The following is a 14990-nucleotide window of genomic DNA, read 5'->3' as shown; positions in this document are numbered from 1 at the left end:
GCGACATGCGACCGGGCGTCAAGTGCGTCATCTGGGACCTCGACGACACGCTGTGGCAGGGCACCCTGCTCGAAGGCGACGAGCTTGTCCTGACGCCGGGGATCGTGCCGATCGTGGCGGAGCTGGACCGGCGGGGCATCCTGCAGTCGGTCGCCAGCAAGAACGAGTTCGCGCCCGCGTGGGAGCGGCTGACCGCCTTCGGCCTGGCCGAGTACTTCCTGCACCCGCAGATCGGGTGGGCGAGCAAGTCGACCTCGGTCAAGGCGATCGTGGAGCGCCTCGGCATCGGCGCGGACACCGTGGTCTTCGTCGACGACCAGCCCTTCGAGCGCGACGAGGTGCGCTTCGCCCTGCCGCAGGTGCGCGTGGTCGACGCCGCCGACATCGGCGGGCTGCTGGCCGCCGACGGCATGCGGCCGCGGTTCATCACCGACGAGTCGGCGCTGCGGCGGCGCATCTACCAGTCCGACATCCGCCGCGACGAGCAGGCGGCCGCGTTCCCGGGGACCAGCGCGGAGTTCCTGGCCACCCTGGACATGCGGCTGCGCATCCGCCGCGCGGGCGAGCTGGACCTGCGCCGCGCCGAGGAGCTGACCGTGCGCACCAACCAGCTGAACACCACCGGGCGCACCTACTCCTACGACGAGTTGCGGCGGCTGTCCACCTCGCCGGACCACCTGCTGGTGGTGGCCGACCTGCGGGACCGCTACGGCACCAGCGGCACCGTCGGCCTGGCCCTGATCAAGCGCGACCCGGGGACCTGGCTGGTGCAGCTGTTCATCATGTCCTGCCGGGTCATCAGCCGCGGCGTCGGCGGCATCATGATCAACCACATCCTGGCCCAGGCCGAGCGCGCGGGCGTGCGGCTGCTCGCCGACTTCGTGACCACCGGCCGCAACCGGATGATGTACATCACCTACAAGTTCCACGGCTTCCGCGAGATCGCCGCGGACGGCGACACCCTCCTGCTGGAGCACGACCTGCGCACCATCCGGCCGTCCCCGCCGCATGTCCGGGTCGAGGCCGACTGGGGCTGAGCCCTCAACCGCTGCCCATCGCGCAGCCGAGGACCGCGCCGTCCGCCCGACGCACCAGGCCCGGCGGTCCTGCGGGCAGGAAGCGGGCCAGGCAGCCTGCGGGCGCGCCACCGGCGCAGAACGGGCTGACCACCGCGTTCGCCGCCAGGCGCGTGATCTCGCCGGATTCGGCCAGCACGTCGACCGGCACCGGGTCGGCCTCGACAACCTCTTGAGCGACGGCGTAGCCGGTCTCGACCGCCGAAGCCACCAGCGCGGCCCACGCGGTGGGCTCGGTCCGCGCGCCGAAGGCGACTTCCCGGCCTGCGCAGCCCATCGATCCTTTGAGGACGAACGCCTCCCGGCGCTCCAGCAGCAGCCGGGGCAGGTCGTGGCGCTGTCCGCGCCAGGACACCGGGCGATCGCCGACCACCCGCGTCCACGGCACGTAGCGGTCGACGAAGGCGCGCTCCGCGGCGTCCATCCACGGCTGCCCCTCCGACAGCCGGGCCAGGGTCTTCTTCGAGTGCAGCAGCCGGGCGGTCTGCGTCGGGACCAGCACCAGCCCTGCGTCCAGCGCGGCGCGCACCGGGGTCAGGTCGCAGCCGGAGGCCTTGGCGTCGTCCTGGTCGAACTCGGCCAGGCCCAGCGGTTCCCGCAGCGGGCCGGGCAGGCCGATCTCGGCCAGCAGGTCGGCCGGTTCGACGTGCCGGGCGCGGATGCCGTGCGCGCGCAGGCCGTCGACCTGCCAGCGCAGGGTGTCGGCGGTGGTCGCGCGGTCCACGAAGCTCGGGTGGTCGACCAGCACCGCGGACGGCAGCACGCCCAGCTCCGCGCACGTCCGCTCGACCAGGGCGGCGAGCCTGCTCCAGATGTCCACGCCGAGGAACGGGGCCACGCCCGCCCGGTCGGCCACCGCGCGCCAGCCGCGCAGGAAGAAGGCGCAGTCGGCCATGCCGCCGATCGCCCCGCTGACGTTGACCTCCACGAACTTCGGCCCGTCCCGGCCGATCACCACGTCGGCCCTGGCCAGGTCGGCGCAGTGGCGCCACTCGAAGTCCTCGTCGGCGACGAAGAAGGGCAGGCCGGCCGGATCGATGCCCAGCGCCGCGATGCGCGCGTCGCGGTCGGAACCGCAGTGCCAGGCCGCTTTCCGCAGCAGCGCCACCAGGTCGGCGGTGGCGCGCAACAACTCGTGGAAGGCGGCGTTGGCCAGCACCAGCGGTTGCAGGGCCAACGGGAACGGCGGCGGCCACGTGCCGCGCCGCTGGTCGGCGAAGACCCGGGCGACCTCCGCGGGCGGCAGGCCCACCTCCGGCGGCCGACCGCCCGGCGCGTGCCAGCGGCTCCTCCGCGGCGAATGCGGCGCCCGCCGCTGCTCCATACCGATATCCTGCCGCACACCGATACCGCCGCGCCAACGGGACAGGGCGGCCCAAACCGGGTGAACCGCAGGCGGATAGCGCGGTTCGATTGCCGGAAATGCGATAGCGGACCAAAGTACGCCCCAAAGGGCAACGCGGTGGACGATGTAGGGCGAACTGCCGCCGTGCTAACGTCCCGGTGTTCGGATCAGCGGCGTCCGCGTGACCATTCATCGAGCACCATCAGCCGAATGGGGACTTCCGTGCCTAGCTGCCGTGCAGCCGAGAAGACGCCATGACGGCCGACCGGGGCGGCGCAGCCGAACGCCTGGTCTACACGACCGGCCTCGACCGCGTGCGCGAAGCCGTGGTCAGCTCGCACTTCATGCAGCGGCTGGCGGGCAACCCCGACCTCGACACCTACTCCGCCGAGGAGTTCGCCGCCAAGTGCGTCGACATCGACGCGCGCACCGTCTACGAGCGCCTGATTCCGTCCATTATGGACGCCTGCTCGGCCTTCTGCCGGGAACGCGCGCTCGCGGCCAAGTCGCGGGCGCGCACCAACTGCCACAGGTACGGCATCGCCGACCCGGCAGGCGTCGGGACGGCCGAGTTCGTCACCGAGGTCATGTTCGACCAGCAGTACCTGCGCGGCCCGCGGGAACGGTGCTCGCGGGAACAGCTGTGCTGCCACGTGCGCGACCGGATTCGCGCGGGCGCGCCGATAAAGATGGTCATTCCCGCGCTGCCGCTGAAATTCTTCTCCCCGCTCAAGACGCGCGGACGCCTGCCCGACCTCGCCGAGCTGAACTTCATCCTCGGGCTCTACGAGATCGCCGCGACCGTCGAGCTGGTCTACCGGGAGGCCAGGCCGGACCTGCCGGGCGCGCTGGCCCGGTTCACCGTCGTCTCCGACGGCAGCCGGTTCAACGCGGTGATCAACGAGCGGGACAGCGCGGTGGAGACCTACCGGCTCCGGCTGGCGGCGCTGGTCCGGCGGCTGCGGCTGGACGGGCACATCGAGCTGCTCGACTACCGCACGCTCCTGCGCGAGCGGCTGCCCGCGCCCGTCCAGGCCCAGAAGGCCGCGATCGCCCGCCAAGCCCGCATCGACTACCGGGCGGTGCTGGGGCCCATCTTCGACCCGAACGCGATGGCGACCACGATGCGCGCCGCCGCGCAGGTCGAGCCCGACCCGGAGAGCGCCAACCGCGACGGCCGGTTCGCCTCGCTGCTGAAGTCGCTGGTCTTCACCATCGATTACCGGGCGCTGGCCCACCTCAAGCGGCTCCCCGCCGACGAGTACCGCGCGCTCTACCGCGACCTCACCGCGAACATCTTCCGCCCCTACGCCGCGCTCACCCCGCCGCAGCTGGCCGCGCTGCGGGCGGACGCCGAAGCCGTGCGGGACGCCGCGCCCGCGCCCGAGGTCAAGGAGTGCCTGCGGCAGGCGATGCTCAGCGAGGTGTGGACGGCCGCGATCGACTACCTCGCCGAGATCAAGAGCGACCGGGAGCTGCCGCAGGACCCGATCCTGACCTGCCTGCCCGACCACATCCGCTGGACCATCCACGCCAAGGCGGGCCAGCTCGCCCTGCTCGCCCCGACCGCGGCGGGGATGACCGTGCTCCCCTGGGCTGGCGCGGCGGTCTTCCGCGGCACCCGGAAGAACCGGATCAAGCTGTGCACGCTGCCCGTGCTCGCCCTCGAAGGGGTCGGGGCCGTGCCGGTGCGGGTGCGCGACGCCGACGACGTGCTGCCCGGCGGCGGCCAGCCCTACTTCTACATCCACCCGGACGTGGCGTGCCGGGACGTCGACGGCCTGCTCGCCGCGATCAGGGGATCACTCGACCGCCGCAAGGCGACCTAGCTCCCGGGAGGCAGCGTGCCCTTCGACCGACCGCCCAGGCTGGTGGGCCTGCGCGTGGTCCTCGAACCGCTGGTCGCCGACCTGCGCGAGCCGCTGCGGGCGGCCGCAGCCGAGGACGAGTCCATCTGGACGTACTTCCCGATCAACTACAACGGCGCGGGCGAGCGCTTCGACGCCTGGTTCGACTACACGATGGCCCGCTCCGCCGCCGGCGAGCACCACCCGTTCGCCGTCCTGGACCGCGCCGACGGCCGGGTGATCGGCACGACCCGGTTCTACGACCTGGTGCCCGACCACCGGCGGCTGGCGATCGGCTCGACGTGGTACGCCAAGGCCGCCCGCGGCACGCTGGTCAACTCCGAGGTCCGCCTGCTGACCCTCACCCACGCCTTCGAGGCCCTGGCGGTCAACCGCGTCGAGCTGATCACCGACCCGGCCAACCTCAGCTCCCGGGCGGCGATGAAGATCCTCGGCGCGGTGCAGGAGGGGGTCATGCGCGACCACATGGTCTACCCCGACGGCCGGGTCCGCGACTCGGTGCTGTTCAGCATCATCGCCGCCGAGTGGCCCGCCGTGCGGCAGCGGCTGCTGGGCAGGCTCGGCAGCGGGGCGGCGGGATGAGCACCCCGGCGTCCCTCGACGACTTCCGGGCCGCGGCGCGGGGCAGGCTGCCGCAGGACGTGTTCGACTACATCGACGGCGGCGCCTGCGACGAGATCACCCTCGCGGCCAACCGGCGCGACTTCGACGCGATCGCCCTGTCCCCCCTGTGCCTGCGGGACGTGCGCGAGGTCGACCTGACGACGGCGGTGCTCGGCCAGACCTGCCCGCTCCCCCTCGGCATCAGCCCGACCGCGCTGCACCGGCTCGTCGCCGACGAGGGCGAGGTCGCCACGGCCCGGGCGGCGGCGCAGCTGCGGGTGCCGATGGTGGTGAGCGCGATGTCCAGCGTCGCGCTGGCGGAGGTCGCCGAGCACCACACCCGGCTGTGGCTCCAGACGTACCTCTTCGAGGACCGCGGCGTCACCCTGGACCTGGTGCGCAGGGCGGAGGAGGCGGGCTACCGGGCGGTCGTGCTGACCGTCGGCTGCCCGGTCGCCGGGAAGCGGGACAAGAACATCCGCAACCGGTTCACCCTCCCCCCGGGCGTGTCGGCCGCGAACTTCGCGCAGCGGAACCGGGTCGACCACAACAACCCCATCCACTCCTTCGACGGGGCCGCCCTGGACCCCTCGGCCACGTGGCCCGATGTCGAGCGCCTGCGGGCCGCGACCGACCTGCCCGTGGTCCTCAAGGGGATCGTGAACCCCCGCGATGTCGGCCCCGCCCTCGACGTCGGCGCGTCGGCGCTGGTCGTGTCCAACCACGGCGGCAGGCAGCTCGACACGACGGTCTCCGCGATCCGGGCCCTGCCCGAGGTGGCCGCGGCCGCGGCGGGCCGGCTCCCGCTGCTGGTCGACAGCGGCTTCCGCCGGGGCACGGACGTGCTGAAGGCCCTCGCGCTGGGGGCCGACGCGGTGCTGCTCGGCAGGCCGGTGCTCTGGGCGCTGGCCGCGGGCGGCGCGCCTGCGGTGGTCGACGCGCTCACCCTCCTCGCAGACGAGCTGCGCACGGCGATGCGGCTTGTCGGCTGCGCGAGCATCGCCGACCTGCGGCGGGAGGCGGCCGGCATCCTCCGCTGACTCACCGTCGGGGCGCGCCGACCTCGTGGAGCAGGGAGACCCAGGCCGACCATTCCGTCCGCGGGTCGAAGCGGCGGCGGAAGGCGGCGACCGCCTCCTCGTCGACGGCGAGGGCGCCGGAGAGCAGGTCCGCCGCCAGGGCGCGCAGGACGTCGCGGAAGGCGTCGGCGTCGGCCACCGGGGCCAGGCGGACGTGGGAGGCGCCGGGGTCGGTGGTCAGCTCCCCGCACGCGGTCAGCGCCGCGGGGATGCCCAGGCACAGGGCCCGGGCGCGGGCTGCCGACGACCCCTCCCCCAGCGACGCCGAGGCGTAGATGTCGGCCGCGCCCAGGTGCGCGGTGACCTCGGCGCGGTCGAGGTGGCCCGGGAAGGCGACGGCGGGGCCGCACTGGACGTGCAGGAGGCGGCGGCGCTCGCGCCAGTAGCCCTCCTGGCCGGGCTGGTCGCCGCCGCAGATCACCAGCCGCACCGGCAGGCCGCTGGAGCGCAGCGCGGCGAAGGCGTCCATCAGGACGCCGGTGCCCTTCTTGAAGTCGAACCCGGTGTCGGAGAAGACGGTGATCCCGTCCCCGGCGTGCTTGGCCCACCGCCCCGGCGGGATCGCCACCGAGGTCTCGATGAGCCGGTGGGGGGTGCCGGGCAGGTGGCGGTCGAGCGCGCTGACGTGCTCGGCGTTGCGGGCGACGACCACCCGCGCGGCCCCGCACACCTCCAGGAAGACCTGGCGGTCCAAGCGGCCCCGGAAGTCGCGGGTGAAGTCGGAGCCCGCGATCGCGGCCACGTGCGGGATGCCGAGCGCGTCGGCGACCAGGTGCGCGGTGAACCCCGCGGTGGTGACGAAGGTGGACACGATGACCTCGGCCCCGCCGCCGCGCCGCTTGGCGACCGCGGCGAGCGTGCAGGCCGTCGTCAGCCGCGACCGCTCCTGGTCGAGGCGCAGCGGGTTGGCGCGGGCGGCGAGCAGCGGCGCCTCCCAGGGCGTGCGCAGTTCCCCGACGTCGACCACCTCGAAGGGCTGCCGCGCCACGCCGTCCTGGTTGCCGAGCACGTAGACGATGGGGCAGACCCCGGCGCGCGTCAAGGCGGTGGCGAGGTCGCGGGTCCAGGCCTGCAACCCGCCGGGCTGCGGGGGGAATGCGTCGGTCAGGATGTGCGCGGTCGTCACGGAGCGAGGTCCCGGAGCGGGCCGGTGATGGGCTCGCGGTTGCGGTGCCGCGGGGGCAGGCGGTCAGCGGGCAGGGCCGGGTTGGCGAGCAGGACCATGCCGTCCACCGCCGCGACGGCCGCTTCCGGCAGGGGGACGAGGCCGTACGGGACGGCGTAGTGGATCGGGTGGACGCCCAGGGCGTGGAACCAGTCGAGGGCCAGGCGCAGGTCGTCGGCGACCTCACCGGTCGTCATCGACGCGATGTCGCGGTGGTCCCAGCCGTGGCTGCCGATGGCGACCCCTCGGCCGATGAGGTCCTTGAGGGTGTCGGCGCTCATGGTCTGCGCGTGCTCGGGGACGACGACCGGCGCTGCGCCCAGTGCGGCGGCGAGGTCGTCCAGCAGACCGTCCACTTCGGCCTCGGGCAGGGCCATGAGCCTGCTCTTGGCGGCCAGCCGGAAGGCCCGCAGCGGCCCGCCCGGGCTCAGGTCGAACACCCGCCCGTCGAAGGTGGCGGTCGCCGCCTGCCGCTGGTCGAGGATCGCGTCGAGCAGGCTGAACCAGTAGGTCCGCCCGCGCTCGACCTGGGCGGGGTTGACGAAGAGCGTCACCTCGCTGCCCGCCTCCCGCGCCAGCACGCACGCCCGCGCGGCGCCGTTGGTCGAGTCGTCCACGGTCAGCGCGTCGGCCTCGCCCAGCGGCCCGTACGGGGTCTCCCGCGCGAGCAGATGGCGCGTCAACGCCCCTTCGCCGACGTAGTTCCGCACGACCTGCGCCCCGGGCTCCCACGGCGGCGCGCACCCGTGGATCATCCGGATCACGCTCATCGCCATCTCCCGCCGCCGGGGATGCGGGGCACCGCCAGCCTATCGATGCCCCGCCGACCCGCCCAATCCGCTCTTCGGGTGCGGCTACCGGTAGCGCTGCTCGAAGGCCCGCGAAGTCCGCTTCCTGCTCCCACTGGGGGGTTGGCGTCGAGGAAGGCGCGGCACGCCGCGCTCGGCGCGGGGGCACCCAGGCGGTCGCGGGCGCAGGGGGCTGCGGGGGTGAAGTCATCTCCCACATCGACCTCACCCACGAGTACCGCCGGGCCACCACCGACGCATCAGCTGCGGCCAGCCGCTCTCGTGGCGCACGGCGACGCCGTGCCCGATGCGCTCGGCGTGCCCGGTCACCACGGCCTCGCGGATGTGGTAGGTCAGCTCCTCGGGCTTGACCAAGCCGGGGACCATCTCGCCCGCGTGCAGCGCGATGTGCGCCTCGCCGTACTGGCCGCGCAGGTAGTCCAGCATCCGCATGTGGAGCCGGTAGTCGCGGACGGCGTCCGCGTCGTAAGCCTGGCGAGGCGTGCGCGGTGCTGCAGCTCGCGGTAGCGGGCCTCGTCGCGGTCCAGCACGTCGGCCGGCAGCTCGGGCCGGTGCGGGCCCGCGATTGCCGCGGTCTTGCCGAACGCGGCGAAGAAGTGGTCGTGCCCGCTCTCCCGCCGCCAGATTGGAACCGCCATCGACCAGGCCGCGATCACCTCAGCCCGGAACGCGGGTCGTCGCGGACGGAATCCAGGTACCGGTCGACCCCGACCGCCGCCGCGGCCTGCCCCGATCCCGCCACCACACCGGAGACCGCCAGACCGACGACCACCACGGCCGCCGCGGCGTCCCTGCCCCACCTGCGCACGCGCCCTCCTCGAACCTCGTCGTCGCCCTGCCGCGGTCCATTTAGCCCAGGGCCGCGGGGCCCGGCGCACTCGATCAACGCAGGTTCAGCGAGAAGTGGCGTCGCGCGCTGCTCTCGGTCGTCCTCCCCTTCCGCCGTCCGGTGATCATCACCCCACTAGCGGGTGACCTCACCCGCCTGCCGCCGCTCGACCAGCTCGATGGCGACCGGGACGGGCGCGGCGAGGGTGTGGCCGACCGGGGACGACGCGGTCACCTTGGCGTGCAGGGCGGCCAGGTCGGCGCTGGGGGCGGGGGAGGTGATCGACACCTCGGCGGTGATCGAGCCGAAGCCCGCGTGGCCCTCGGCCAGGCCGAGGAAGACGCGCAGGTCGATGTCGCCCTTGACGTCGACGTTCAGGGCGTCGATGCGGATGCCCGCCGCGGCGGCGTTGGCGGCGTAGCCGACGGCCAGGCAGTTGCCCAGCGCGGCGAGCAGCTGCTCCACCGGGTTGGGGGCGCTGTCGCCGCCGCCGAGGGCGGTGGGCTCGTCGGAGGGGATCGGGGCGAAGCCGCGCACGCGGGCGCTGGAGCGGAACCCGCCGTGCCAGCTCACGTGCGCGGCCCACGTCGTGCCCGCCTTGGCGGGGTCGTCCTGGATCGCGGTCGCCAACGCGCCGACGGCGGCCAGGTCGACGTCGTTCAATCCGGTGTGGACGGTCATCTGCGGCTCCTCTGCTGGGTGGCTCGGCTCCCAGCATCGGCCGTCCGCCACAATGCGGCAAGCGCATCCATCATGTGGAATCCAGGGCGATCCGGGCGTAGGCGCGGACGTCGGCGTCGCTGTCCTTGGTGGCGGCCTGGAGGGCGTCGGTGACCTCCACCCGGTCCGCCCAGCGGGCGAGCGCGCGGACGGCGGCCTTGCGCACGTCGAGGTTGGGGTCGGCCAGAGCGGCGATGGCCGCGGCCGCCTGCCCGACCGCGCCCACGGCGGCGGCCCTGACCTGCCAGGACGGGTCGGCGAGCGCGGCCTCGGCCTGCTCGGCCAGCGCACCCCCTGGGGCGGCGGCGAACGCGGCCGCCCGCACCAGCGGGTCCGGGTCGCCCGCGAGCGCCAGCAGCGGCCCGCCCGCGCCCAGCTCGCCCAGGCCGCGGGCGGCGGCCACGCGGACCTCGCGCCGGGGGTCGGCGGCCACCGCGGCCACCGGGTCGGCCGCCCCCAGCGCGACCAGGCCGCGCACCGCCGCGATGCGGACGCCGGGCGCGTCGGCCGCGGTGGTGGCGAAGGCGTCGGCATCGCCCATGCGGCGGGCCCACAGCGTCTCCAGCACGACCTCGCGCACCGCCGGGTCGGCCGAGGCGACGTGCGCCAGCAGCGCGCCGCGCAGGTCGTCGCCTGCGGGCAGCACCTCGACCAGCTCCCGCAGCCCGGCGACCGCCGCCGACCGCACCCGCGCCGACGGGTCGCCGAGCGCACCGACGACGGCGGGCGCGAACCCGGCCGGGGTGGTCTCGGCCAGCGCCTCGACGGCGGCCCTGCGCACCTCGGCGTCCTCGTCGCGCAGGTACGGGACCAGCTCGGCCAGCGGGGCCCGCTCCTCGGTCAGGGCCAGCACCGCCAGCAGCCGCGGCGAGTGCGGCGCGGCCACCGCGGTGGCGGCGGCCGCGGCCCGGCCGACCGCGGCGACCTCGTGGCCCGGGATCACCTCGACCGGCACGGCGGGCGGGTCGAACCCCTCGACCGGCACCAGGTACGGCGCGACCGGGCGGCGCACGAACTCCATGCGGCCCGCGGCGTCGCGGCGCAGGTTGAGGTGGTGGAACCAGGCGTCGCTGCGCTCGGGGGCGTCCACGCGGTCGTGGTAGAGGCCCCACCGGCTCTCCGCGCGCACCAGCGAGGCGTGCGCGGCCATCTCGGCGCAGTCGCGGATGAAGGTGACCTCCGCGCAGCGCATCAGCTCGTGCGGGGTGCGCGCGCCCATCTCGGCGATCTCGCCCTCCATGCGGCGGAAGGTCTCCAGCGCGATGGCGAGCTTGGTCCCGCTCTTGGGCGGGGCGACGTAGTCGTTGACGAAGCGGCGCAGCTTGTACTCCACCTGCGGCTGCGGCGGCCCGTCCGGGTTGCGCAGCGGCCGGTAGACCAGCTCGTGCGCGGCGGCGATCTGGTCCTCCGGCAGCGGCCCGGGCGTGCCGAGGTGGGCGGCGGCGTGCGCGCCCGCGAGGTCGCCGAAGACGAACGCGCCGAGCATGTAGTTGTGCGGCACGCACGCCAGGTCGCCCGCCGCGTACAGCCCCGGGACGGTGGTCGCGGCGTTCTCGTCCACCCACACCCCGGACGCGGAGTGCCCGCCGCAGAGGCCGATCTCGGAGATGTGCATCTCGATGTCGTGGGTGCGGTAGTCGTGCCCGCGGTTGGCGTGGAAGCGGCCGCGGCTGGGCCGCTCGGTGGTGTGCAGGATGGTCTCCAGCGCGCTCAGCGACTCCTCGGGCAGGTGCGTGACCTTGAGGTAGATCGGCCCGCGGGCCGAGGCGATCTCGGCGGCGACCTCGGCCATCATCTGCCCGGACCAGTAGTCGCAGTCGACGAACCGCTCGCCTGCGCTGTTGACCTGGTAGCCGCCGAACGGGTTTGCCACGTAGGCGCACGCGGGGCCGTTGTAGTCCTTGATGAGCGGGTTGATCTGGAAGCACTCGATCCCCGACAGCTCCGCGCCCGCGTGGTAGGCCATCGCGTACCCGTCGCCCGCGTTGGTCGGGTTCTCGTAGGTGCCGTACAGGTATCCGCTGGCGGGCAGGCCCAACCGTCCACACGCGCCGGTTGCGAGGATGACCGCGCCCGCCGACACGGTGACGAACTCCCCGGTGCGCGTGTTGAACCCGGCCGCGCCCACCGCGCGGCCGCCGTCGGTGAGCACGCGCACCGGCATCACCCGGTTCTCGATGGTGAGCCGCTCGCGCAGCCTGCGCTCGCGCATCACCCGGTACAGCACCTTCTTGACGTCCTTGCCCTCGGGCATCGGCAGCACGTAGCTGCCCGAGCGGTGCACCTGCCGCACCGCGTACCCGCCGAGGGCGTCCTTCTCGAACTTGACGCCGTAGCCCTCCAGCCGCCGCACCATGTCGTGGCCGAGGGTGGCGGTGCGCAGCACGGTGCGCTGGTCGACGATGCCGTCGTTGGCGCGGGTGATCTCGGCGACGTAGTCGGCCGGGTCGGCCTTGCCGGGGATGACGGCGTTGTTGACCCCGTCCATGCCCATCGCCAGCGCGCCGGAGTGGCGCACGTGCGCCTTCTCCAGCAGCAGCACGCGCCTGCCCGCCTCGGCCGCGGTGATCGCCGCCATCGATCCGGCCGTGCCGCCGCCGATGACCAGCACGTCGCAGCTCAGCTCGATCCGCTCGCGCGGGTCCGGGATGTCCATCTCAGACTGCCACCTTCCCAACCTGGCCTGCACCGCCCAGCGCCGCGAGGATCGCCTCGCGCCGCACCGCCACCTCGCCCGCGCCGATGACGACCACCCGGTCGCCGAGCAGCACGGCCTCGTCCACGTCGTGGGTGACGAACACCGTCGTCGTCCCGGCCTCGGCGAGCACGTCGACCAGCAGCCGCTGCATCGCGGCGCGGGTCTGGGCGTCCAGCGCGCCGAAGGGCTCGTCCATCAGCACCAGCCGCGGGTTCTGCGCCAGCGTCCTGGCCAGCTGCACCCGCTGGCGCATGCCGCCGGACAGCTCGCGCGGCAGCAGCCCGCCCGCCCCGGCCAGGCCGACGCGCGCCAGCCAGGCCTCCGCCCGCTCGCGCCGCTGCGCCCGGCGCACGCCCGCCAGCGCCAGCGGCAGCTCGACGTTGCGCCGGGCGGTCCGCCACGGCAGCAGCCCGTCGTCCTGGAAGACCAGCGCCCGCTGCGCCGACGGGCCGGTGACGGGTTCGCCGTCGACGGCGATGCTGCCCGCCGCCGCGGGCAGCAGCCCGGCCATCGCGCGCAGCAGCGTCGACTTGCCGCACCCGGACGCGCCCGCGACCACCAGCGTCTCCCCCGCCGCGACGCGCAGGTCGAACCCGGACAGCACGGTCGTGCTGCCGTGGCGCAGGGTCAGGTCCCTGATCTCGACGGTCATGGCGCCTGCCTCGGCAGCCAGCGGGTGGCCCGCCTGCCCAGCAGCTCCACGCCGGCGGAGGTGAGGTAGCCCAGGGCGCCGATGGTCACCATGCCGACCACGACGCCCGGGTAGTCCACCACCGTGTACGCCTGCCAGGTGCGGTAGCCGACGCCGAACTGCCCGGAGATCATCTCCGCGGAGATGACGCAGATCCACGCCACGCCCATGCCCACCGACAGCCCGCCGAACACCCCGGGCAGCGTGCCGGGCAGCACGACCCGCACCAGCACCTGCGCGCGGCTGCCGCCCATCGTGCGCACCGCGTCCTCCCAGATGGTCGGCAGCGCCCGCACGGCGTGGCGGGTGCTCACCAGCACCGGGAAGAACGCGGCCACGAAGGTGATGAAGACGATCCCCTGCTCGTTGGTGGGGAACAGCAGGATGGCGATGGGGACCAGCGCGATCGCCGGGATCGGCCGCAGCACCTCCAGCGGCGGGCGCAGCAGGTCGCCGAGCAGCCGGGACCGGGCCACGGCCACGCCGAGCGCGACGCCGAGCACGGCGGCGATGGCGAAGCCGGTCAGGATGCGCTGCAGGCTCTGCCCGAGGTCGCGGAGGAAGTCGGCGGTGCCCAGCTGCTCGATCAGCCGTTGACCGACCTCAACCGCGGTCGGCAGGTGGTCGAACCGCAGCCACAGCTCGACGCCGGTCGCGGTGAGCAGCTGCCAGAGCCCGAGGCAGGCCAGCAGGGACAGGGCGCGCAGCGGCCAGCGGGCGCTCACCGGCCCGCCGCCTGCACCGCGGCCGGGTAGTCCAGCACCTGCGCGCCCGGGTGGGCCGCGAGGTGGCGGCGGGCGCCGTCGGCGGTGGTGAACGGCAGGAAGTCCGCGCCGTCGCGCACCCAGACGGCGTGCTCGGCGAACCAGCGGGTGCCGGTCTCGGCGTCGGGCACGTAGGCCGCGCGCACCGTGCCGCCCGCCGCGTTGACGTGCTTCAGCAGGCAGGTGGGGGTGGCGGCCGGGCGGGTGGTCCCCTCCCCCGCCAGCCACACCTCGCCTGCCGTCGCCGGGTCCTCGACGGCGACGCCGCAGACCCGGTCCTGCCCGGTGATGCGCGCCGGGTTGGTGGTGTCGTCGTCGGGAGGGCCGGTGATCGCGGTGAGCGCCGAGTCGTCGATGAAGGCGTCGACGTCGACGGGCGCGATGTCGCCGATGCGCTCCAGCAGCGGGACGTCCTCGCGCAGCGCCTGCCGCAGCTGGGGCTTGATGTCGAGGTCGAAGGTGGAGATGCCGTTGGGTCCGTTGTAGAGGTAGACCACCTCGGGCGCGATCCCGGTGGCCGCGGCGACCTTCTCGGCCGCGGCGAGCGGGTTGGCGTGCAGGTACTCGGTCGCGTCGAGCTGGGCGCGCAGGAACTCGGCGAGCAGGTCGGGGTGCTCGGCGGCGAACGGCTTGCGCACCACGACCCCGTGCAGGGTCGGGATGCCCAGCGCCGAGCCGTCGTAGAGCAGGCGGGCCTGCCGGTCGTGCACGAGCATGCCCGGCCAGGCGACGAACTGGGCCAGCGCCGCCACCGACCCGGCCCGCAGCGCGCTCGCGCCGACCGGGGGCTGCTGGTTCTCCACGGTCACGCCCTCGACGCCTGCGCGCTGGAGCGCGCGGACCAGCGTGCCGTGCCCGGCTGAGCCGACGCTGGCCGAGACGGTCGTCCCCGCGAGGTCGGCCAGCGTGGTGGCGGGCGAGTCCGGGGCGACGACGACCATGTTGAGCCCGCCGCGGGCGTTGTACCCGGTCACCGACACCATCTGGGTGCCCTCGTCGCCGAGCTCCTGCGCCCGGGATGCGTTGATGAGCAAGGGGAAGTCGCCCATCGATCCGATGTCGACCTTCCCGGCGACCATCTGCGCGGTGATGGGCGCGCCGGTGTCGTAGTCCTGCCAGGTGACGGTGTAGTCGACGCCGGTGCGGGCGCTCAGCTCGGCCAGCCGCTTCTCGAAGAAGCCGAGGTCGCGCAGGAGCGTGCCCGCGGTGACGGTGTTGATGGTCTTGGACTGGTAGCCGATCACGATCTCGACCGCGGACCCGGCCGCTTCGGCCGAGCAGCCCGCCAGGGCGGTGGTCGCCGCCAGGGCGGCGGCTAAGGCGCGCTTCACTCCGGGTGTCCT

Annotated in this window: 14 protein-coding genes; 4 read left to right on the top strand and 10 right to left on the bottom strand. The window is 74.2% G+C overall.

Annotated elements, in window-relative coordinates; all coding sequences use genetic code 11:
* Positions 1–5 precede the first annotated feature (5 nt).
* Positions 6–1037, top strand: a complete 1032-nt coding sequence (locus ACWEPX_RS16180) for an HAD-IIIC family phosphatase (protein ID WP_451897952.1) — start codon at positions 6–8, stop codon at positions 1035–1037.
* Between the two features lie 4 nt (positions 1038–1041).
* On the opposite strand, the gene ACWEPX_RS16175 is transcribed toward ACWEPX_RS16180, so the two are convergent.
* Positions 1042–2400, bottom strand: a complete 1359-nt coding sequence (locus ACWEPX_RS16175; RefSeq protein WP_451897951.1) for a hypothetical protein — start codon at positions 2398–2400, stop codon at positions 1042–1044.
* Positions 2401–2675: 275 nt separating this feature from the next.
* Between ACWEPX_RS16175 and ACWEPX_RS16170 the strand changes: the two genes are divergently transcribed.
* From ACWEPX_RS16170 to ACWEPX_RS16160, 3 genes are read left to right on the top strand one after another with little or no spacing between them, the layout of a single operon-like run.
* Complete coding sequence (locus tag ACWEPX_RS16170; protein ID WP_451897950.1) at positions 2676–4250, top strand: L-tyrosine/L-tryptophan isonitrile synthase family protein; 1575 nt, start codon at positions 2676–2678, stop codon at positions 4248–4250.
* Between the two features lie 15 nt (positions 4251–4265).
* The gene (locus ACWEPX_RS16165) at positions 4266–4871 is read left to right on the top strand and encodes a GNAT family N-acetyltransferase (protein WP_451897949.1); all 606 of its coding nucleotides are present in this window, start codon (positions 4266–4268) and stop codon (positions 4869–4871) included.
* Positions 4868–5932 carry an alpha-hydroxy acid oxidase gene (locus ACWEPX_RS16160; protein WP_451897948.1) on the top strand — a complete coding sequence of 355 codons (1065 nt, stop codon included), beginning with the start codon at positions 4868–4870 and terminating at the stop codon, positions 5930–5932. Before ACWEPX_RS16165 ends, ACWEPX_RS16160 begins: the two co-directional genes overlap by 4 nt.
* Position 5933: 1 nt before the next feature.
* Here the strand turns inward: ACWEPX_RS16160 and ACWEPX_RS16155 are convergent, their stop codons facing one another.
* The 9 genes from ACWEPX_RS16155 to ACWEPX_RS16115 form a co-directional block, all read right to left on the bottom strand.
* On the bottom strand, positions 5934–7097 hold the full coding sequence (locus tag ACWEPX_RS16155) for a glycosyltransferase family 4 protein (RefSeq protein ID WP_451897947.1): 1164 nt from the start codon (positions 7095–7097) through the stop codon (positions 5934–5936).
* Positions 7094–7906: a polysaccharide deacetylase family protein gene (locus ACWEPX_RS16150; protein ID WP_451897946.1), complete on the bottom strand. Its 813-nt coding sequence runs from the start codon at positions 7904–7906 to the stop codon at positions 7094–7096. Before ACWEPX_RS16150 ends, ACWEPX_RS16155 begins: the two co-directional genes overlap by 4 nt.
* Positions 7907–8149: 243 nt before the next feature.
* Positions 8150–8377, bottom strand: coding sequence for a hypothetical protein (locus ACWEPX_RS16145; RefSeq protein ID WP_451897945.1), 228 nt, complete (start codon positions 8375–8377; stop codon positions 8150–8152).
* Positions 8378–8597: 220 nt separating this feature from the next.
* Complete coding sequence (locus ACWEPX_RS16140; RefSeq protein WP_451897944.1) at positions 8598–8753, bottom strand: hypothetical protein; 156 nt, start codon at positions 8751–8753, stop codon at positions 8598–8600.
* A gap of 156 nt (positions 8754–8909) precedes the next feature.
* Positions 8910–9455: an OsmC family protein gene (locus tag ACWEPX_RS16135; protein ID WP_451897943.1), complete on the bottom strand. Its 546-nt coding sequence runs from the start codon at positions 9453–9455 to the stop codon at positions 8910–8912.
* Between the two features lie 70 nt (positions 9456–9525).
* Positions 9526–12150, bottom strand: a complete 2625-nt coding sequence (locus ACWEPX_RS16130) for a fumarate reductase/succinate dehydrogenase flavoprotein subunit (protein WP_451897942.1) — start codon at positions 12148–12150, stop codon at positions 9526–9528.
* Position 12151: 1 nt separating this feature from the next.
* Complete coding sequence (locus ACWEPX_RS16125) at positions 12152–12844, bottom strand: ABC transporter ATP-binding protein (RefSeq protein ID WP_451897941.1); 693 nt, start codon at positions 12842–12844, stop codon at positions 12152–12154.
* Positions 12841–13608 carry an ABC transporter permease gene (locus tag ACWEPX_RS16120; RefSeq protein ID WP_451897940.1) on the bottom strand — a complete coding sequence of 256 codons (768 nt, stop codon included), beginning with the start codon at positions 13606–13608 and terminating at the stop codon, positions 12841–12843. The genes ACWEPX_RS16125 and ACWEPX_RS16120 overlap by 4 nt, the downstream gene beginning before the upstream one ends.
* Complete coding sequence (locus ACWEPX_RS16115) at positions 13605–14978, bottom strand: ABC transporter substrate-binding protein (RefSeq protein ID WP_451897939.1); 1374 nt, start codon at positions 14976–14978, stop codon at positions 13605–13607. The genes ACWEPX_RS16120 and ACWEPX_RS16115 overlap by 4 nt, the downstream gene beginning before the upstream one ends.
* Positions 14979–14990: the final 12 nt, after the last annotated feature.

It is taken from the genome of Actinokineospora sp. NPDC004072 (genome assembly GCF_053604195.1).
This window is presented reverse-complemented; position numbering and strand designations above follow the sequence as displayed.